The organism is Janthinobacterium sp. HH102 (assembly GCF_001758625.2).
Lineage (GTDB): Bacteria > Pseudomonadota > Gammaproteobacteria > Burkholderiales > Burkholderiaceae_D > Janthinobacterium.
Genome location: NZ_CP062062.1, coordinates 4,975,762 through 4,994,104 on the forward strand (window position 1 = coordinate 4,975,762; position 18,343 = coordinate 4,994,104).

The following is an 18,343-nucleotide window of genomic DNA, read 5'->3' on the forward strand; positions in this document are numbered from 1 at the left end:
GTTCATTCGTCGAGCATGGCCAGCATGTGGCTGCTCAGCGTTTCGTGAAAGCCAGAGCCGTCGCGCTGCAGGAAGCGCGCGGCCAGGCCCTGCTCTTCGGCCAGCGCCATGCCGGCCTCGACACCGAGCACGGTCAGGGCCGTCGACCAGGCGTCGGCCGCCATGCATTGCTCATGCACGACGGTAACGGAAGCGAGTTGATTGGCGATCGGCATGCCGCTGCGCGGATCGATGGTGTGTGAGAAACGCGCCGTGCCGTCCTCGAAGAAACGCCGGTAGTCGCCCGACGTGGCTACGGACAAGCCGTGCAGCGCCAGCAGCATTTCCGGCGGATGTAGATCCGCGTCGGCGCCGTCGACCTGTTCCAGCATCACCCACCACGGCTGGCCGTCGGGCTTGCTGCCGGCGCCGCGCAGCTCGCCGCCCACTTCGACCAGGTAATGGCCGATGCCCTGGCTGTCCAGATAGCGCGCCAGGCGGTCCACGCCATACCCCTTGGCGATGGCCGATAAATCGAGCTGCAAGCCGCCGGGCTGACGCGCGCGGCGAGCCGGCAAGTCCAGCTCCAGGCGGCGGCGCTGGCGCTGCGACAGCAGCAAGGCCACCGTCTCTTTGTTCGGCGGCAGAAAACCGGACTCGTCGTAGCGATGGCGGGGGCCGAAGCCCCACAGGTTGACGAGGGCGCCCGCGCACGGATCATACGCGCCGCCGGACGCCTGCGACACGTGCATGGCAAAGCCCAGCACCTCGCAAAAGGCGGCGGGCAGGCTGTGCCAGCTGCCGGGTTCGGCCCGGTTGAAGCGGCCCAGGTCGGACTCATCGCTCCAGTGGCTCATTTGCGCCACGACCAGGTCCAGCTGCTGCTGCAGGCCCTGCTGCAAATCGGCGCTGCCGGCGCGTCCCGGCATGGCGGACTCGAGCAGGCGCACCGACCAGCTGGTGCCCATGGTCAAGCCGCGCAAGTCCCGGATCACGGCGCCGGGCGGCGCGGCCTGATCGGAAATATGCTGCGGCAGCAGGACCCGGCGCATCGGCGAGCTCGTGACGATGCCGCCGCTTACTGCGGCAGCACTTCCACGGTGGCCGCGTAGGTCATGCGGCGCTCCGGCATGGCTGGCGGCTGGCCGGCCACGGCAGGTGCGGCCGCAGGCCAGGTGCTGCTCAGGTAATACATGCCGGCGGCCGGCACGGTGAACGTGATCTCGCCCTTGGCATCGGTGCTCTGGCGGATTTCTCCCAGCACGCCACGGTAGCGCACGCCGCCCGGCACCAGGCTGAAGGCCTGATTCGCGGCCGGCTTGCCGTCGATCAGGAAGCGCCACGTGGCTTTTTCGCCCGCGCGCAAGTCGTTCGGATGGGTCACCGGCACGAATTCCAGGCCCACGCCCGTCGGCTTGAATACTTCCGTGCTGGTTTCGCCATTGCTGAAGAAGGTTTCCAGGCGCGCTGCCGTGCGCGTGATTTTCAGCTCTTGCGCATCGGCCGGCACTTCCTTCTTGAACGTCTCTTCATTGCCGCGGAAACGCTTCTGCTCGCCATTGAGCTTGTAGCTGGCCATCACATTCTGCGACACGATGGCCGCTTTATACGTGCCCGGCTTTTCCATCTTCACATCGAACACGCTGCGCAAGCGGCCCGTGAGCGTATTCGCCGGCGCCACTTTCGCGCCATCGGGGCCGGTCACTTGCAGCGCATCCAGGCGCAGCGGCTGGTGGTCGATCTCGAACAGGCCGTCGGAGACGGCAGCGTCCACCGTCACCCAGGCGTCCTTGCTTTCCACCATCGTGCTCGATGGCACCATCCAGCCCCGGTGGGCGTGGGCATTCATGGCCAGGCCGGCCAGCGCCAGGGCGATCAGCGGTTTATTCAGTTGCTTCAACATGGTAGAGGCGCCTTAAGGTTTGAGTTGGACGACGACATTGCCGAGTTCTTCCTTGCCCTTGCCAGGAACGGACTGGGCCGATTTCAGCGGCCACTGGAACGGCACGCGCACCAGTTCGCGTCCGCCCGCTTCGCGTGCCGCTTCCACCACCACCTGGTATTCGCCGGCCGGCAGCTTGTCGAGCAAGGCCTTGGCGCCAGGGAAAGTCAGGGTATGTTCGCCCGGCGCGCGCGTGGCGCCGCTGACGCCGTCCACGGGCATGGCCAGGTCGCGGCCGCTCTTGCGCCACCATTGACGCATGTCCTTCAGCCATTTTTCGCCCGCCTTGTCCTTCTTTTTCACGTCATACAGCACAGCCAGATTGCCAACGACCTTTTGATCGGCCGTTTCCAGCCACGCCGCCACATAGGGGCGGTGGTATTCCGCCACGTTCAGTTGCGGCAGTTCAATCTTGAGGGACAGGTCGGCAGCCATCGCCGACGTACCGATCAGGGGAAGGCCAAGCGCCAGGGAGTAGCGTAATTTCATGGTGTGCCTGTAAAAAGGAAAAATAAAAACATCAGTGGATAAACAGCAAGGCGATCGCGCAAGGTATCAGGATACCGAGGCCCACCATCGGCCAGGTAAATGGCCGGTTGGCCGCGTGGAACTTCAAAATCAATAACCCCGTCAGGCAAAACACAATGCAGGCGCCGGCAAAGATGTCGATGAACCAGCTCCACGCCACGCCCGTGTTGCGGCCCTTGTGCACGTCGTTGAGCCAGGACACCCAGCCCCGGTCCGTCAATTCATATTCGGCGGCCCCGTCTTCCAGGCCGATGCGCACCCAGGCGTCGCCGCCCGCCCTAGGCAACGGCAAATACACTTCGTCGATCGACCATTCGGCGGGACGCCCGCCCGCGTTGAGCGACCATTGCTTTTTCAACCACGCTTCGGCGGCGGCCGGCATGGGCGCGTTGGCGCCATCATGCTGGGCGGCATAGGCGGCCAGTTCCGTGACCAACGGGGCCGGCAAGGTCGCCTTCTGGCGCGTGATCGACGGTTTCGACTCGATCTGGCCGGCGTGGTTCAGGGTGATGCCGGTGATGGCGAACAAAAACATGCCCAGCAAACAAAGTGCCGAGCTGATCCAGTGCCATTGATGCAAGTTCTTCAGCCAGACGGCGCGGCTGGCGTTGTTCCTGGCCTTGTCGGCGGCGCCCGCACTATGCATGCTCCGCTCCCGGCAAGGGGCGGGCCAGCTGGCGCGACAAGTCAGTGTGCTTCATTCCCATCCTTCAATCAGAGTGCATGCCGATATTTCAAACAAATGATAATGATTATCATTTATTAAGTCAAGACATGGGGCGCCCCGCCGGGCCGGCGTTTTGTAACAGCTTTGAAACAAAGCACCGCTGCTACGTAAGCTGCCGTACAGAGCCGCATGCAGCAAGCGCCTATGCTTGTTGTTCAGGACAACCAACAAGGGAGCACCCATGCAATCGTATTCCAGCGAACAACTGGCCAGCATCGCGGCCAAGATCAAGGACGTCAAATTCGGCATGCTGACCACCAGCGACGACATGCGCACCCTCACCAGCCGGCCGCTGACGCAGCAGCAGGTCGATAACGAAGGGCAGATCTGGTTCTTTGTTTCCGACGAGGCCAGCTATACGCGCGACTTGCTGAACAATCCGCAAGTCAATGTCAGCTTTGTCGACACGGGCGACAGCCTGTATGTATCCGTCTGCGGCCACGCGCAGCTGCTGAAAGACCGCGCCAAGGCGGAGGAATTGTGGAATCCGCTCGTGAAAGCCTGGTTCCCGGGCGGGCTCGACGATCCGAAGCTGTCGCTGATCAAGGTGACAATCCAGTCGGCCGAGTATTGGGATAGCAGCGCCAGCAAGATGATGCAATTCTATGAAATGGCCAAGGCCGCCATCACGGGCGAGCCGCCGAAAGACATGGGCGAACACGGCCGGGTCGATCTGTAGCAGATTTATCCTATTTTACCCGGGTAATATTGACTTTCCATTTAACCCGGGTAAAATTGCCTGCATTCCCCATGGAGGCAAGACATGCATACCCCCGCACCACCTCAGCTCACCGCCTTTGCCGGCAAGCGAAAAGTCGCCGCCGGCCCTTTACATGCGCTTGCGCAAACACTGAAGGAACTGGTGACGCGCGATCCCGATGCGCAGATCCTGATTTTCGACGATGCCAGCGGCAGCCAGGTCGACCTGAACCTGCACGGCAGCCTGGCCGAGGTGCTGCAGCGCCTGCCTCGCGCGGCAACGCCGGCGCCGCAGGACGACGCTCCCGCCCCCGCACGCACGGCAGGCCGCCCGAAGCTGGGCGTCGTGGCGCGCGAAATCACTTTGCTGCCCCGTCACTGGGAATGGCTGGCGACGCAGCCGGGCGGCGCTTCCGTCGCCTTGCGCAAACTGGTGGAACACGCGCAGCGCGGCAACAAGCTGCACGATGAGCAGCGCCAGGCACGCGAAGCGGCCTATAAAGTCATGAATGCGCTGGCCGGCGATGCGCCAGGCTTCGAGGAAGCAAGCCGCGCCCTGTTCGCCGGCAAGCAAGCAGCGTTTCTCGCATGCGTACAGGAATGGCCAGCGGACGTGCGCGAACACGTCTTGCAGCTGGCCCGGCGCGGATGGCTTGAGAGTGAAGAAAGTTAGGCGGCCAGATCAGACGCCCGTACTGCCCGTGGTGTCGGGCGCATCGTCGGCGCTCTGCCGGCTCTGCCCGGCGGAGCCGGACTGATGATGGGGCAAGCGGTCGGCGCGCCGCACTTCGCCGATGGAAAACAGATCGTCGCCGATATCGAGCCCTTGCTCGCTATCGACCAGCACAAAGTTCTCGGCAGAATCGGCCGTACTTTGCTTGTTGCCTGCCACGGACGGCGTGCCGCCCTGGCTATTGCCGGCTTGCGGCGTGGTGGAGTTGCCCATCATCTTCTCCCTGATCGTGAGTGCGATTTGACTGCGTTGACTGCGTGTCGGCCTTGGCCGGCGCAGCTATTTCATCATAGTCCATGCCTGCTGCGTTGCATCAAAATTTTGCGGCAGCCAAATAAGCGTGGCCCTGACCAGCGGCGTGCCTGCTTCCCGCTGGCCAGAGTCACTTGCAAATTGCTACTCAGCTGGCGCTACTTGTTGCGCGACCCGGAGCTGGAACCGGACCCGGAACCGCCGCTTTGCTTGTTGCCACTGTCACGGTTGCCCTCCTGGTTCATGCTGGCGTTATCGCGCGAACCGCTGGAGCTGGAGGCGCTTTGCCGGTTGGCATCGTTCTTGTGGCTTTGGCTGCCTGCGCGGCGGGCCTCTTCCGACGTGAATTCATGGGCCGTGCCTTTTTCATGCGCGGCACGTCCGCCTTCGCTGGCGATTTCGCGCTGCTGGGCGGGGTCCATGGAAGCGAAACCCCGCTTGCTGGTATCGCTTTGCTTGCTGCCGCCGCTGCCGCCGCTGCTACTGCTACTGGTTTTACTACCTTGCTGTTTATTGTCGCTCGATGTGGCCATGATGATCTCCTTGATCGATGGAATCGGAAACAGTGCAAACCATGCAATTCTTCCCCCTCGCATGGCAAGGGAACCGTCATCTTAGTGCGCACATGGGGCACAAGAAATAGGAGGATGGCAAGAGCGCATGTAGGATGAGTCCCGCCTACGGTGGCACAGTTACTTTCAGTTTTCCACCAAAAGTACCAAGCACTCAGCAGTTAGCGGGCAGCGGAAAAATCGCCGCGTCGGCCGTCACGTACACGCGCTCGCCAGTGCCTGGCAGCACCGCATGGCCGCCCGTGAAGGCGCCAAACGAGGGCAGGATGGCGCGCTGTTGGCCCAGCAGGAAACACGGCAGGCGCAGGCCGCCGCCGTGCGCTCCGCTCCCTTTGGCACGCAAGTGAAACACGGGATGCACGTGGCCCGCCAGCACGTAGCCGGGCGCGACGGTGTCCGGGTGATGGCAGAACGACAGCTTGCCCACCTGGTGCGGTTCATCGACCATGCGGATGCCCAGCGCGGCGGCAGGATCGCCCGCATGCGCGTCATGGTTGCCGCGCACCACCGTCAGGCGCACGTCGCGATGACGCATGCGCCACGCCAGCATGGCCGCCACGGTGGCGGCCGCATGGGCGGCGCGCGCGTGCAAAAAATCGCCGAGAAAGACGATTTCCTCGCAGGCGTAACTGGCCAGCAAGGCGTCGAGCGCCAGCAGGTTTTGCGTGGTGGTGCCGCGCGGCACGGGCACGCCCAGCGCGCGAAACGCCGCCGCCTTGCCGAAATGGATGTCGGCAACGATCAATATCCTGCGCGCCGGCCAGTACACGGCCTTGTGCGCCAGCAGCCAGACCACCTCGCCGGCCAGCTCCACCGCGCAATGCGCCTGCTCCTGTCCCTTCATGCGGCCGCCTTTTCCAGCGCCAGCACCAGCCGCGCCACCCGGTCCGACAGTTTTTCCGTCGTCAGCTGTTCGCGGAAGCGCTCGACCATCAGGCCGAAGGCAAATGGCGAGGCGCGCTCCAGCGCTTGCAGGCAGATGCTGCGTCCATGCAGTTCGCGCAAGGTGGCGCGCAGGCGCGTCAGTTCCAGTTCCTGCTCCAGCACTTCGCGCTGCGCCTGCGTGAGCAGCAAATTGGCCGCGTCGTGCTTGCGGAACACTTCAAAGAACAGCGAGGACGACGCTTGCAGCTGGCGCGCGCTTTTCGGCTGACCCGGATAGCCCTGGAACACGAGGCCGGCGATTCGGGCGATTTCACGGAAACGCCGCTGCGACAGTTCCGTCGCGTTCAGGCTGGCCAGCACGTCTTCCAGCAAGTTGTCCGTGCTGAACAGGGGAAGATCGGCACCGCTGGCGGCCGTCAGCAGCGGCGCAAAATCGATATCGTCCGCGCCCAGCAATTCAAAGCCGTAATCGTTGACGGCGATCGACAAGGTGGCCGGCTGCACGCGCGCGATGCGATAGGCCAGCAGGGATGCCAGGCCCAGGTGCACGGAGCGGCCTGCGAACGGATACACGAACAGGTGATGGCCTTCGCGGCTGGACAAGGTTTCCAGCAGCAGGCTGGCGCGCGTGGGCAGGCTGGACCATTTCTGCTGGATGGCCAGCAGCGGCGCCAGCGCGCGCATTTCCGGCCCGCTGGCACGGCCCTCCTGCGCCAGCTGCAGCTGGTCCAGCACGGCGTGCGCCAGTTCCGACGACAGCGGCATCTTGCCGCCCTGCCAGCGCGGCACGGCACCGCGGCTGCCCGTGGCGCGCCGCACGTAGGCCGTCATCTCATGCACGCGCACGAATTCCAGGATGCGCCCGCCAAACAGAAAATGGTCGCCCTGCTTCAGGCGCGCGATGAACGATTCCTCGATGCTGCCGATGCGTCCCCCGCCGAGGAATTTGACCTGGATCGCCGCTTCCGAGACGATGGTGCCGATGCTCATGCGGTGGCGCCGCGCCAGCGCCACGTCCGGCACGCGGTAGACGCCTGCATCGTCCGGCAGCACTCTGCGGTATTCCGGGTACACGGTCAGGCTTTGCCCGCCGCGCGCGACGAAGTCGAGCGCCCATTGCCACTCGTCCGGCGTCAGGTGGCGATACGACCAGGCCGCGCGCACTTCCGCGTACAGCGCCGGCGAATCGAAACCGCCGCCCAGCGCGATCGTCACCAGGTGCTGCACCAGCACGTCGAGCGGCTTGTCCGGCACGGGCCGCGCTTCCAGGTGGCCCTGCGCCAGGGCAGCGCGGGCGGCGGCCGCTTCCAGCAATTCCAGGCTGTTGGTCGGCACCAGGGTGACGCGCGAAATGCGCCCCGGCGCGTGGCCGCTGCGCCCCGCCCGCTGCACCAGGCGCGCGATGCCTTTCGCGCTGCCCACCTGCAGCACCCGTTCGACGGGCAGGAAATCGACGCCCAGGTCCAGGCTGGACGTGCACACGACGGCTTTCAGCTCGCCCGTCTTCAGGTGCTGCTCGACCCACTCGCGCACTTCGCGGTCCAGCGAACCGTGGTGCAGGGCGATCAGGCCGGCCCAGTCGGGGCGCGCATCGAGCAGGTGCTGGTACCACAGCTCGGCCTGCGAACGCGTGTTGGTGAACACCAGGGTGGTGGCGCTGCCCTCGATCTCGGCGATCAGCGGCTGCAGCATCTGGATGCCCAGGTGGCCGCCCCAGGGAAAGCGCGTGGGATTGACGGGAATCAGACTGTCGACAAGGATGCGCTTCCTGACTTTACCTTCGACCAGCACGCCATCGCTTTGTTCTCCCAGCAAGACGTCCTGCGCCTGGCGCAGATTGCCCAGGGTGGCCGACAAGCCCCACGTCATCAAGGTTGCATTCCAGCGGCGCAAGCGGGCCAGCGCCAGCTGCACCTGCACGCCGCGCTTGCTGCCCATCAATTCATGCCACTCGTCGACGATCACCGTTTCCAGCAGGCTGAAGCGTTCCTGCGCGTCCGCCTGGCTCAGCATCAGGGACAGGCTTTCCGGCGTCGTGACGAGCACCTCAGGCCACGCTTTCGCCTGCCGCGCCCGCTGCGCGGCGCTCGTATCGCCCGTGCGCGCCTCGATGCGCCAGCCGGGCGCCAGCGTTTCGCCGGACGCCTGCAGCGCGCGCACGGTGTCGGCCGCCAGCGCCCGCATGGGCGTGATCCACAGCACGCGCAAGCCCTGCTTCCTGCCCTTGCGCGCCAGGCGCTCGGCGCGCAGCAAGGCGCCGAACCACACGGCATACGTCTTGCCGGACCCCGTACTCGCATGCAGCAAGCCCGATTGCCCCTGTGCGCCAGCGCGCCAGACGGCGCGCTGGAAAGAAAAGATCGTCCAGCCGCGCCCCGTGAACCACGCATCGATGCGCTGCGCCAGCGTGCTCATTGCCTGCTCATGCGGCGCCCGCCAGCATGGCCTTCAGGGTGGCCAGGGTGTCGGCGTCGGCGACTGTCTTGTCTTCGCGGCGGCGCAGGATGCGGGGAAAGCGCACGGCGATGCCCGCCTTGTGGCGGCTGGACGCGGCGATGCCCTCGAAGCCGATCTCGAACACCATGGTCGGCTGCACGCTGCGCACGGGGCCGAATTTTTCTATCGTCGTCTTGCGGATGGCCGCGTCGACCTGTCCGATCTCGGCATCCGTCAAGCCCGAATACGCCTTGGCGAACGGTACCAGCTTACGTTCCCCCTGCCCGCCCTCCTCCACGTCATCCCACACGGCGAACGTATAGTCCGTGTACAGCGACGCGCGGCGGCCATGGCCCGCCTGGGCATAGATCAGCACGGCGTCGATGGCATACGGATCGATCTTCCATTTCCACCACGTGCCCACGTCTTTCGTGCGGCCCACGCCATACGCGGCCGACACGGCCTTGAGCATCAGGCCTTCCACGCCGCGCGCGCGCGATTCCTCGCGGATGATGGCCAATGCCTCCCAGCTAGCCGCGTCAACACGCGGCGACAGGCGCAACGCGGGAGAGTGCACGCCGGCCACCACGCTTTCCAGCAGCGCGCGCCGTTCAAGCTGGGGCAGCTGGCGCACGTCCACGCCATCGAGTTCCAGCACATCGTAAGCCACCAGCACGGCGGGCAGCTCGGCCAGCAGCTTGGGCGAGACCGTCTTGCGGCCCATGCGTTGCTGCAAATCGGCAAATGGCGCCGGCACGTCGCCCGGCTGCCAGATGAGGATTTCGCCATCGAGCACGGTACCCTCGGGCAAGGCCAACTGCGCCAGTTCCGGAAAGCGCTCCGTGATCAATTCCTCGCCGCGCGACCACAGCCAGTTCATGCCATCGCGGCGCAGCAACTGGGCGCGCATGCCGTCGTATTTCCACTCGGCCAGCCAGCCGGAGAGCTCACCCAAGGTTTCCGGCGCCGTCTGCAAGGGATGCGCGAGGAAAAACGGATACGGCTGGCCGCCGCGCAGCGCATGTTCGCCGTCCGACTGCGCGGCGATCAGTTTCAAAAATCCCGCGCCCGTGGGGTTGACCTTGCCATCGGTCCAGCCCATCAGGCGCTGGGCGATCAGCTTGCTGTCGACGGCGGCGATGGACGCCAGCGCGCGCGTCACCAGCAGTTTTGAGACGCCCACGCGAAAGCCGCCGCCGATCAGCTTGATCAGCAGAAAACGTTCGCGCGTTTCCAGCTCGTCCCAGTACCCCAGCAGGGCGGCGCGGATGGCGTCCGGCGCCGCGCCGCGCAACGGTGCGATGCGCTGCTCGACCCACTCGGCCAGGCCGACGTCGCTGCGTTTGGCGGGCGCGGGCAGGATCAGGGCGATGGTTTCGGCCAGGTCGCCCACGGCGTGATAGGCCTCGTCGAACAGCCAGGCATCGAGGCCCGCCCGTTCGGTCGCGTATTCGCGCAGCAATTTGGTGGGCACGGCCTGACGCGGCTTGCCGCCGGCCAGGAAATACACGGCCCAGGCCGCGTTCTCGGGCGAGGCGCCGCGAAAATAGGCTTGCAGCGCCGCCAGCTTGCGGCTGGTGGAGGTCGTCTCGTCGAGTTCCGCGTACAGCCGGGCAAAGTCACGCATGGCTGACGTCCTCCGCCGCCGTGGCCGCACCGGGCGCACCGTCATCGGCCTCGTCATCGCCGTATTCCGTCTCGAAGCCGCCCGCCTGCCAGCCGTTCTGCTGCAGCCAGCGCACCATGACGGGAATCGAGCCATGCGTGACGATGATGCGTTCGGCCTGCGTGGCCGTGATCGCTTGCATCAGGCCGGGCCAGTCGGCATGGTCGGACAACACGAAACCCCGGTCCACGCCGCGCCGCCGGCGCGCGCCGCGCAGCAGCATCCAGCCGCTGGCAAACGCATCGCTGTAGTCGCCGAAGCGCTTCATCCACGGCGAGCCGGCGGCCGATGGGGGCGCGATCACCAGCGCCGTCTTCAGGGCGGCCTTGTCCGTCACCTCGCCCACCATCACGGTGGCGGGCAAGGCCACGCCCGACTCGCGGTAGACCTGCGTCAGGGCTTGCGCCGCGCCATGGCAGATGAGGGGGCCGATGCTGGCATCGAGACCCGCCAGGATGCGCTGCGCCTTGCCGAAGGCATAGCAGAACAGCACGCTGGTGCGCCCTTCGGCCGCATTCCTGCGCCACCACTGGTTGATGTCGTCGTAGATTTCCTGCGGCGCCTGCCAGCGGTAAATGGGCAGGCCGAAGGTCGATTCGGTGATAAAAGTGTCGCAGCGCACGGGTTCGAACGGCAGGCAGGTGGGGTCGGGCTGCAGCTTGTAATCGCCCGACGCCACCCACACTTCGCCGCGATATTCCATGCGCACCTGTGCCGAACCGAGCACGTGGCCGGCCGGATGCAGCGACACCTGCACGCCGTGGTGTTCGATGGTCTCGCCATACGCGAGCGCCTGGATGGACACGGGGCCCAGGCGCGCGCGCAGCACTTGCTCGCCTGGCGCGGCGCACAGGTAATGCCGGTGCCCGACCCGCGCATGGTCGGCGTGCGCATGCGTGATGATGGCGCGCTCGACGGGGCGCCACGGGTCGATGTAGAACTGACCCGGCACACAGTACAAACCTTCCTTGCGCACCACTACCATGTCTGCCATGCCCTGCTCCCTGCGTTATCACGCGTTGGAATGGGCTGATTCTAGCGCTCTTGCGCCAGATCATCTGTCAGACAGCGCACACTGGGTTCACGCCGGTGCGACAAACTCGGCCATGAAGGTGCGCGTGGTGTTTTCCGGAAAGGCAATCGTGACCTGGTCGCCCGCCACCGACAGCACGGTACCGATCTGGTAGCGGGGCACGCGCACGCGGCTGCCGACGGCAATCTGCGGCGCTGGCGGCGGCGATGGCGCTTGGGACGGGACCGGGGGCAACTCGTCGAGGGAAATGGGCGCGGCCAGCGCGGGCGGCGACAGGCAATTGTCGCAGGTGCAGCAGCGCTGGAAATCGCCGGCATCGCCAAAATAATCGAGCAGCAGTTTCCAGCGGCACAAGCCGCTTTGCGCATAGGCCACCATCTGCTCGAGCGCCTGTTTGTCGCGCTCCTGCTTGTCGACGTAGATCTGCGCCAGCTGCGCATACGCGGGCGAGCTGGCCGAGGGCGCTTTCAGGCTGTAGCCCAGCTTGCGGTCCTGGCGCAGCAGCTTGCCGTCTTTCAACAGTTTCAGGCATACCTTCAGGTGGCCGTCAGAAAAATCGGGCAGGCTGGACGCCAGCGCAGCGAAAGTAAACGTGGCCGGCAATTCTTGCGCTGCCGCCACGATGGCGGCCAGTTCCTCGGCCGTCGGGTAATGCTTGGCCAGAAAAAATTGCTGCACCCGCTTGTCTTCCTGGAAGTACAGCAAGGTGCAGTCGGCGGGCAAGCCGTCGCGCCCTGCGCGGCCCGATTCCTGGTAGTACGCCTCCAGGTTGGCCGGCACCTGCAAGTGAATGACGAAGCGCGTGTCGGGCTTGTCGATGCCCATGCCAAAGGCGTTGGTGGCCACCATGATGCGGCGCTCGCCATTCATGAACAAGTCCTGGTGGTGCTTGCGCTCGCGCGCCGCCAGCTTGCCGTGGTAGCAGGTGACACTCTCGCCCAACGCTTCCAGCCGCGCCGCCAGGTCTTCGACGGCCTTGACCGTGGCCGCGTACACGATGCCCACGCCCGGCGTCTCGCGCAGCAGGCGCAGGACTTCGTCCTGTTTTTCTCCCGCATTCGTGACCTGGATCACGCGGTAGCGCAAATTGGCGCGGTAGATGCCGGTATTGATGACGTTCAGCTTGCGCGCTTCGAGTTGCGTATCGATATCGTCCATTACTTCCCCGGTGGCCGTGGCGGTCAACGCCAGCACGGGCGGGCGGCCCAGCGCGCGCAGGGCGGCCGCGATGTCCAGGTAGGCGGGACGGAAGTCGTGGCCCCACTGGGAAATACAATGGGCTTCATCGATGACGACCAGGCTGGGCGGCGCGCCGGCCAGCAGGGACAGGAAGGCGGTATTGGTAAGACGTTCCGGCGTGCAAAAGATGATGAGCCTGCCGCCCTGGGCGATGCGGGCGATGGCGTCGTCTTCCTCGGCGCGCGACAGGCTGCTGTTGAGCTGCACGGCCGTGATGCCCAGTTCGTGCAGCTTTTCCAGCTGGTCCTTCATCAGAGAAATCAGCGGGGACACCACCACGGTGGCGCCCGGCAACAGGGCGGCGGGTAGCTGGTAGCACAGCGACTTGCCGCTGCCCGTGGGCATGATGGCCAGGGTGTCGCGTCCGGCCAGCACGCTGTCGATGACGTCCTGCTGGCCCGCGCGCAGCCGCGCCACGCCAAATACGGAGCGCAGCAGACGCTGGATCTTGCGCTGGCGGGCGCTGCCCGCTTCGTTCACTGCAGAAATGGTAGTCGCCATCGTGGTCCGGTCCCTCACATGCCGGCGCCAGTCGCCAGCTTGCCGCCACTTTACGGCCGGGTCTGGCGTACGACCATAGGACGGCTGCTACAGCCAGCGTAGGATTTCAGGAAGCGAACAGGATGGCCCAGAACAGCATCAGCAGCCCGGCAATCGACACGCACCACACGAGCGTGCGCACGACGGGCACGCCGAACGCGTACAGGGGCAAATACAGTACGCGCGCGGCCAAATACAGGGCGGCGCCGTACAAGGTCAGTGCGCTTTCCTGCGCCGTCACGTGGGCGATCAGCACGGCGGCGGCGAACAGGGGCAGGGTTTCGAACAGGTTTGCCTGGGCACGCCGCAAACGGCCCGTGATCTTGCCCACGGGCGGTCCGTCGCCGTCGCGCGCGCTCACGTTATAGGCCGTGCCCGTTTCGCGCGTGCGGAACAGCGCGGGCAGCAGGATTTGCACCAGCGCCAGCACCAGGGTACCGGCCAGCATCGTCAGTTCAGGGGTCATGCCTTACCTCTACGTGTGAGACGGGCGGGCCGAAGCGGCGCGTGCCCGTCAAGGTTGGTCGAGTGCCGCTTGCAACTCCATCAAATCATAGGGCTTGCGCAAGACACTGGCGGAAAAACCCAGCTCATCCATCGATTCCTTGCCATAGCCCGTGGAAAAGATGATGCGCATGGCCGGTTTATCGCGCAGCACCATGCGCGCCAGCGCGATGCCGGACATGCCGGGCAGGCTGACATCGGTAAACAGGATATCGAAGTCTTGCTCATTGAGCAATTTCCACGCCGCCTCGCCATCGGATACGCCGCTGACCGTATGGCCCAGCATGCCCACCAGTTCGCACACCATCAGCTGCGAATCGAGGTTGTCTTCCACCACAAGTATTTTCATCGATGTCGGCATGTCCCCCTGTGGTTCCGGAGCATGGCCCGTCAAGTCCAGTCCCGGCGTGTCACTTCCCAGCACGCTGGCAGCCGCGCTGCCGGTCGGCAGGATGCCGGCCACCGGCGCGCCGGACCGTTCAAACTGGCGCGCACGCATTTGCTGCTGGCGGTTGGCCAGCACATGGCGCAGCTTGCGCGCCAGCTCTTCGCGCCGGTACGGCTTGCTGAGCAATTCCACTCCCGCGTCGAGACGCCCCTCATGCACGATGACATCCTGCGCGTAGCCCGACGTAAACAAGACGGCGATATCGGGCTGCAACTCGCGCGCCTGGCGCGCCATCTCCGTGCTGCTGACGGGACCGGGCATGATGACGTCCGTAAACAGCAAGTCGATCTGCGCGCCGCTATGCAGCACGGCCAGCGCGCTTTCGCCATCCTCGGCCTTGAGTACCTTGTAGCCCAGCGCGCCCAGCATATCGACCACGGTGGTGCGCACGCCCACGTCGTCTTCCACTACCAGCACGGTTTCCGTGCCGCCCGTGACGACGCCGCTCAATTCCAGTTCCTCGTCCGCTTCGGCCATCAGGGAACGGGGCAAGTAGATTTTGACTCCCGTGCCCACGCCAGGTTCACTGTAAATGCGGATATGGCCGCGGCTTTGCGTGACGAAGCCATACGCCATCGACAGGCCCAGGCCCGTGCCCGCGCCTTCCGGCTTGGTGGTGAAGAACGGCTCGAACGCGCGCTGCAGCACGGCGCCGCTCATGCCGCGGCCCGTGTCCGTCACCGACAGCATCACGTACTGGCCCGCCGGCACGTCGACCAGATTGTGCACATACTGTTCGTCGAGCACGACGTTGCCCAGTTCGATCGTCAGCTTGCCCACGCCATCCATGGCGTCGCGCGCATTGATGGCCAGGTTGAGGATGACGTTCTCGATCTGGCTGCGGTCGACCAGAGTATTCCACAGCCCGCCGCCGCCCACCAGCACGATGTCGATCGCTTCGCCCAGCGCGCGCCGCAGCAGCGCATCCATGTTGCGCACCACGCGGGCCAGGTCGGCCACCACGGGTTTCAACGGTTGACGCCGCGCAAAGGCCAGCAGGTGCGACGACAATTTGGCGCCTCGCTCGACGGCGGCAATCGCCGTGTCCAGGCGCTGGCGCATGAGGCCATCCGTGCCCGCCAGATGCTGCAGCAAGTGCAAATTGCCGGAAATAATTTGCAGCACATTATTGAAATCGTGCGCGATGCCGCCCGTCAACTGGCCCACGGCTTCCATCTTTTGCGCCTGGCGCAACGCGTCTTCGGCCTTGGTGCGCTCACCGACTTCCTGTTCGACCCGGTGCTCGAGCGTTTCGTTCAATTCATGCAGCGCTTTTTCCACGCGGCGCCGGTCCGTGATGTCCGTCTTGACGGCGATCAGGGAACGCGTATGACCCTGCTCATCGACGAGGCGGCTGACATTGCTCGACACCCACACTTGCGTGCCGTCGGGCTTCAGGTAGCGCTTTTCCAGCGAAAACGACTCGCCCGTTTCCACCAGACGCTGGAACAGCACGTTGTTGCCGGGCACGTCCGCCGGATGCATGATGTCGTTCATGTTCAAGCTCAGCAGTTCCTCGGCGGAACGCCCCAGCATGCAGCACAGGGCACCGTTGACCCTCTGGAAACTGCCATCGAGGCCCAGCTCGGACAAGCCCACCGAGGCCTGGCCGAAAATGGCCGCCATGCGCTCCTGGCTGGCGTTGAGTTCGTCCTCGATCTGGCGCCGCTCCGTCACGTCGAAGGACACGCCCACGTAGCGGCGCTGCCCCGGCATGCGGCCGGCCACCACCTCGCCCTGGCGCGCGATCCAGCGCAGCGCGCCATCGGCGGGGCGGCGGATGCGGTACTCGACGTATTCGAGGGGATTGGGCGCGAGGTCAAGCTTGCTGGGGCCGACCTTTTGCTGGTCGCGCGCATCGACCAGGCTCACCAGCAGGCGCTCCGTCACTTCTTCTTCGTCGGCAATGCCCCACAGGCGGCGGAAGGTGGGCGACACCACCATCGCGCCCGTCTCGGGGAACCATTCGAAGGTGCCGATGCCGCCCGCCTGCTGGGCCAGGCGCAAGCGCTCCTCGCCTTCCATGCGCTCGGTCACGTCAATGCCTTCGACGAGGATGCCCGTCACCGCGCCCTCGTCATCCTTGATGGGCTGATAGACGAAATCGATCTGGCGCTGGCCCGTCTGCCCGTCCGCCGTCTGCAAGTCAACCTTCACCTGGCGCCCTTCGAAGGGCACGCCCGTGCGGTAGACCTGGTCGAGCAAGTCGATGAAACCTTGCGCCTTGACTTCAGGCAAGGCCTCTTCGACGGTCTTGCCCAGCAGATCGCGGTGCCCCACCAGGCGCAGATAATGCTCGTTCGCCAACTCGAACACGTGCCGCGGCCCGCGCAGCAGGGCCATGAAGCTCGGCGCCTGCTGGAACAGGGCGCGCAGCAGCGCCCGCTCCTCGCCCAGGCGGCGGTTGGCCGCGCGCACGGCCTCGCTCTCCAGCTGCAAGGTGGTGTTGAGTTCGCCCAGCTCAGCCGTGGCCAGCTTCAGCTGGCGCCCCTCTTCCATGCGCGCCGTCAATTCCAGCGCCGTGCACAGCACGCCGTCCACCTGGCCGTCGGCGCCATGCACGGGCGTGTAAAACAGATCGAAACAGACGTCCGTGCGCTGTCCGCCGCGCAACAGCGGCAAACAGCATTCGCGGTGCACCTGCGTCTCGCCGCGCAATCCCGCTTCGAGGATGTGCGCGTTCCAGTCCCAGATTTCGGGCCAGATGGCCGGCACCGTGCCGCCCAGCGCCGCCGGATGGCGCGCCCCGGCGATCTGGATGTAGTCATCGTTGTAAATCATGACGTGCTGCGGCCCCCACATCAGCACCATCGCCATCGGCGAATTGAGCACGATGTCGACGCTGGTGCGCAGATGGGCAGGCCAGCCATCAAGGGCGCCCAGGCTGGTGGCGGACCAGTCGAACTGGCGCACCAGTTCGCCCATGCTGCCACCGCCGCGCGGCAAGGCCGGCGCGCTCATGTGGTCAGTCCCGCTTGCACGCACACCTGGCACTGGCGCGGAATGCGCACCGTCGCCAGCGTGCCCTGCGCGGCCGTCGAACTGAGCTCGAGCGTGCCGCCATGGGCCTTGACGAACATATTTGCCGTGTACAGGCCCAGTCCCAGGCCCTGCCCCGTCCGGCGCTTTTCGCCCGCCTGCTGGAACGGTTCGAACAGGGTCGGCAGCAAGGTGGCGGGAATGACGCCACGATTGGCGATGCGCAATTCAATACTGCCGGCGTCCCGTCCGTCGAGGGCCAGTTGCACGGGCGCGCCCGGCTCGCCATGCGTGATGGCATTGTTTAACAGATTCGAGATGACTTGCGACAGCAAGCCCGCATCGCATTGCCCGTGCAGCTCGCCCACGCTGCTGACCTCGACCAGCGGCGCCTGACCGGCCGTCTCGCATTCCTCGACGATGGCGCGCGCCAGCGCCAGGTAGTCGTGCATGCTGCCGCGCAACTCCATCGTGCCGGAACGGATGCGCGCCAGGTCCAGCAACTGGTCGACCATGCGCGCCATGCGCTTGGCGCTGCTTTCGATGCGCTGCGCCGTGACGATCACCTTCGGGTGGTCGCTCATCATCGGCAACAGCATGGCGCCGTTCATCACCACCGACAAGGGCGTGCGCAAGTCGTGACCCAGCACGGCCGTGAACAGTTCATTCAGGTGCAGCGCATGCTTGAGTTCGTCGAGCTGGGCCGACAATTCGCGTTTCTGCTGGTAGAGCTGGACCAGCACGGCCACCTTGCTTTGCAAGGCTTTCACGTCGATGGGCTTGTAGAGAAAGTCGACGGCGCCCGCCTCGTAGCCGCGGAAACTGTAGCTCGGCTCGCGCGACGCGGCCGTGAGGAAAATCAGGGGGATGCTGCGGGTGCGCTCGCTGCCGCGTATCAGCTCGGCCAGCTCGAAACCATCCATCTGCGGCATTTGCACGTCGATCAGGGCCAGCGCCACTTCATGCGTCAACAGCAGTTCCAGCGCTTGCGCGCCCGAGCTGGCCTTCAGGATGACAATGCCGGGCCGCGCCAGCACGGCTTCGGCGGCGACCAGGTTTTGCGCGATGTCGTCAACGACGAGGATATGAATAGGGGCGGTCACGGAATCATCTTCAGGCATCGCAACGGCAAGACGCCATCGTGTTTCGATATGGACATAAACATTGTTTCAATTCTCACA

General features: G+C 65.3%; 16 protein-coding genes. 2 read left to right on the top strand and 14 right to left on the bottom strand.

What is annotated here, in order from left to right:
- Positions 1-2: 2 nt before the first annotated feature.
- The 4 genes from JAB4_RS22705 to JAB4_RS22720 are packed head-to-tail and all read right to left on the bottom strand — an operon-like array spanning position 3 to position 3,095.
- Positions 3-1,031, bottom strand: a complete 1,029-nt coding sequence (locus JAB4_RS22705) for an FAD:protein FMN transferase (RefSeq protein WP_070221107.1) — start codon at positions 1,029-1,031, stop codon at positions 3-5.
- A 26-nt stretch (positions 1,032-1,057) separates the two neighbouring features.
- The gene (locus tag JAB4_RS22710; RefSeq protein WP_070221105.1) at positions 1,058-1,882 is read right to left on the bottom strand and encodes a DUF4198 domain-containing protein; all 825 of its coding nucleotides are present in this window, start codon (positions 1,880-1,882) and stop codon (positions 1,058-1,060) included.
- A 12-nt stretch (positions 1,883-1,894) separates the two neighbouring features.
- Entirely contained in the window at positions 1,895-2,410 is a 516-nt protein-coding gene (locus JAB4_RS22715) for a DUF2271 domain-containing protein (RefSeq protein ID WP_070221103.1), read from the bottom strand.
- Between the two features lie 31 nt (positions 2,411-2,441).
- Positions 2,442-3,095, bottom strand: coding sequence for a PepSY-associated TM helix domain-containing protein (locus JAB4_RS22720; RefSeq protein WP_070221101.1), 654 nt, complete (start codon positions 3,093-3,095; stop codon positions 2,442-2,444).
- A gap of 262 nt (positions 3,096-3,357) precedes the next feature.
- Here JAB4_RS22720 and JAB4_RS22725 point away from each other — a divergent pair, with 262 nt between their 5' ends.
- Positions 3,358-3,855, top strand: a complete 498-nt coding sequence (locus tag JAB4_RS22725) for a pyridoxamine 5'-phosphate oxidase family protein (RefSeq protein WP_070221099.1) — start codon at positions 3,358-3,360, stop codon at positions 3,853-3,855.
- Between the two features lie 84 nt (positions 3,856-3,939).
- Entirely contained in the window at positions 3,940-4,548 is a 609-nt protein-coding gene (locus JAB4_RS22730) for a DUF2239 family protein (protein WP_070221097.1), read from the top strand.
- A gap of 9 nt (positions 4,549-4,557) precedes the next feature.
- Here JAB4_RS22730 and JAB4_RS22735 read toward each other — a convergent pair whose 3' ends face one another.
- The 10 genes from JAB4_RS22735 to JAB4_RS22780 form a co-directional block, all read right to left on the bottom strand.
- Complete coding sequence (locus JAB4_RS22735) at positions 4,558-4,824, bottom strand: hypothetical protein (RefSeq protein WP_070300427.1); 267 nt, start codon at positions 4,822-4,824, stop codon at positions 4,558-4,560.
- Positions 4,825-5,018: 194 nt separating this feature from the next.
- Positions 5,019-5,393 (bottom strand): KGG domain-containing protein, encoded by a 375-nt coding sequence (locus JAB4_RS22740; protein ID WP_070221093.1) that lies wholly within the window; start codon positions 5,391-5,393, stop codon positions 5,019-5,021.
- Positions 5,394-5,586: 193 nt separating this feature from the next.
- Positions 5,587-6,276, bottom strand: coding sequence for a ligase-associated DNA damage response endonuclease PdeM (gene pdeM / locus JAB4_RS22745; RefSeq protein WP_070221091.1), 690 nt, complete (start codon positions 6,274-6,276; stop codon positions 5,587-5,589).
- A complete protein-coding gene (locus JAB4_RS22750; RefSeq protein WP_070221089.1) occupies positions 6,273-8,732 on the bottom strand; it encodes a ligase-associated DNA damage response DEXH box helicase in 2,460 nt (819 codons plus the stop codon). The genes pdeM and JAB4_RS22750 overlap by 4 nt, the downstream gene beginning before the upstream one ends.
- Positions 8,733-8,739: 7 nt before the next feature.
- Complete coding sequence (locus JAB4_RS22755) at positions 8,740-10,380, bottom strand: ATP-dependent DNA ligase (protein ID WP_139143547.1); 1,641 nt, start codon at positions 10,378-10,380, stop codon at positions 8,740-8,742.
- Positions 10,373-11,413: a ligase-associated DNA damage response exonuclease gene (locus JAB4_RS22760; protein WP_070221085.1), complete on the bottom strand. Its 1,041-nt coding sequence runs from the start codon at positions 11,411-11,413 to the stop codon at positions 10,373-10,375. Before JAB4_RS22760 ends, JAB4_RS22755 begins: the two co-directional genes overlap by 8 nt.
- An 87-nt stretch (positions 11,414-11,500) precedes the next feature.
- Positions 11,501-13,192, bottom strand: a complete 1,692-nt coding sequence (locus JAB4_RS22765; RefSeq protein WP_070221083.1) for an ATP-dependent DNA helicase RecQ — start codon at positions 13,190-13,192, stop codon at positions 11,501-11,503.
- A 106-nt stretch (positions 13,193-13,298) separates the two neighbouring features.
- Entirely contained in the window at positions 13,299-13,697 is a 399-nt protein-coding gene (locus JAB4_RS22770) for an MAPEG family protein (protein ID WP_070221081.1), read from the bottom strand.
- Between the two features lie 48 nt (positions 13,698-13,745).
- On the bottom strand, positions 13,746-17,144 hold the full coding sequence (locus JAB4_RS22775) for a PAS domain S-box protein (protein WP_070221079.1): 3,399 nt from the start codon (positions 17,142-17,144) through the stop codon (positions 13,746-13,748).
- Positions 17,141-18,265 (bottom strand): hybrid sensor histidine kinase/response regulator, encoded by a 1,125-nt coding sequence (locus tag JAB4_RS22780; RefSeq protein WP_070221151.1) that lies wholly within the window; start codon positions 18,263-18,265, stop codon positions 17,141-17,143. Before JAB4_RS22780 ends, JAB4_RS22775 begins: the two co-directional genes overlap by 4 nt.
- Positions 18,266-18,343 lie beyond the last annotated feature (78 nt).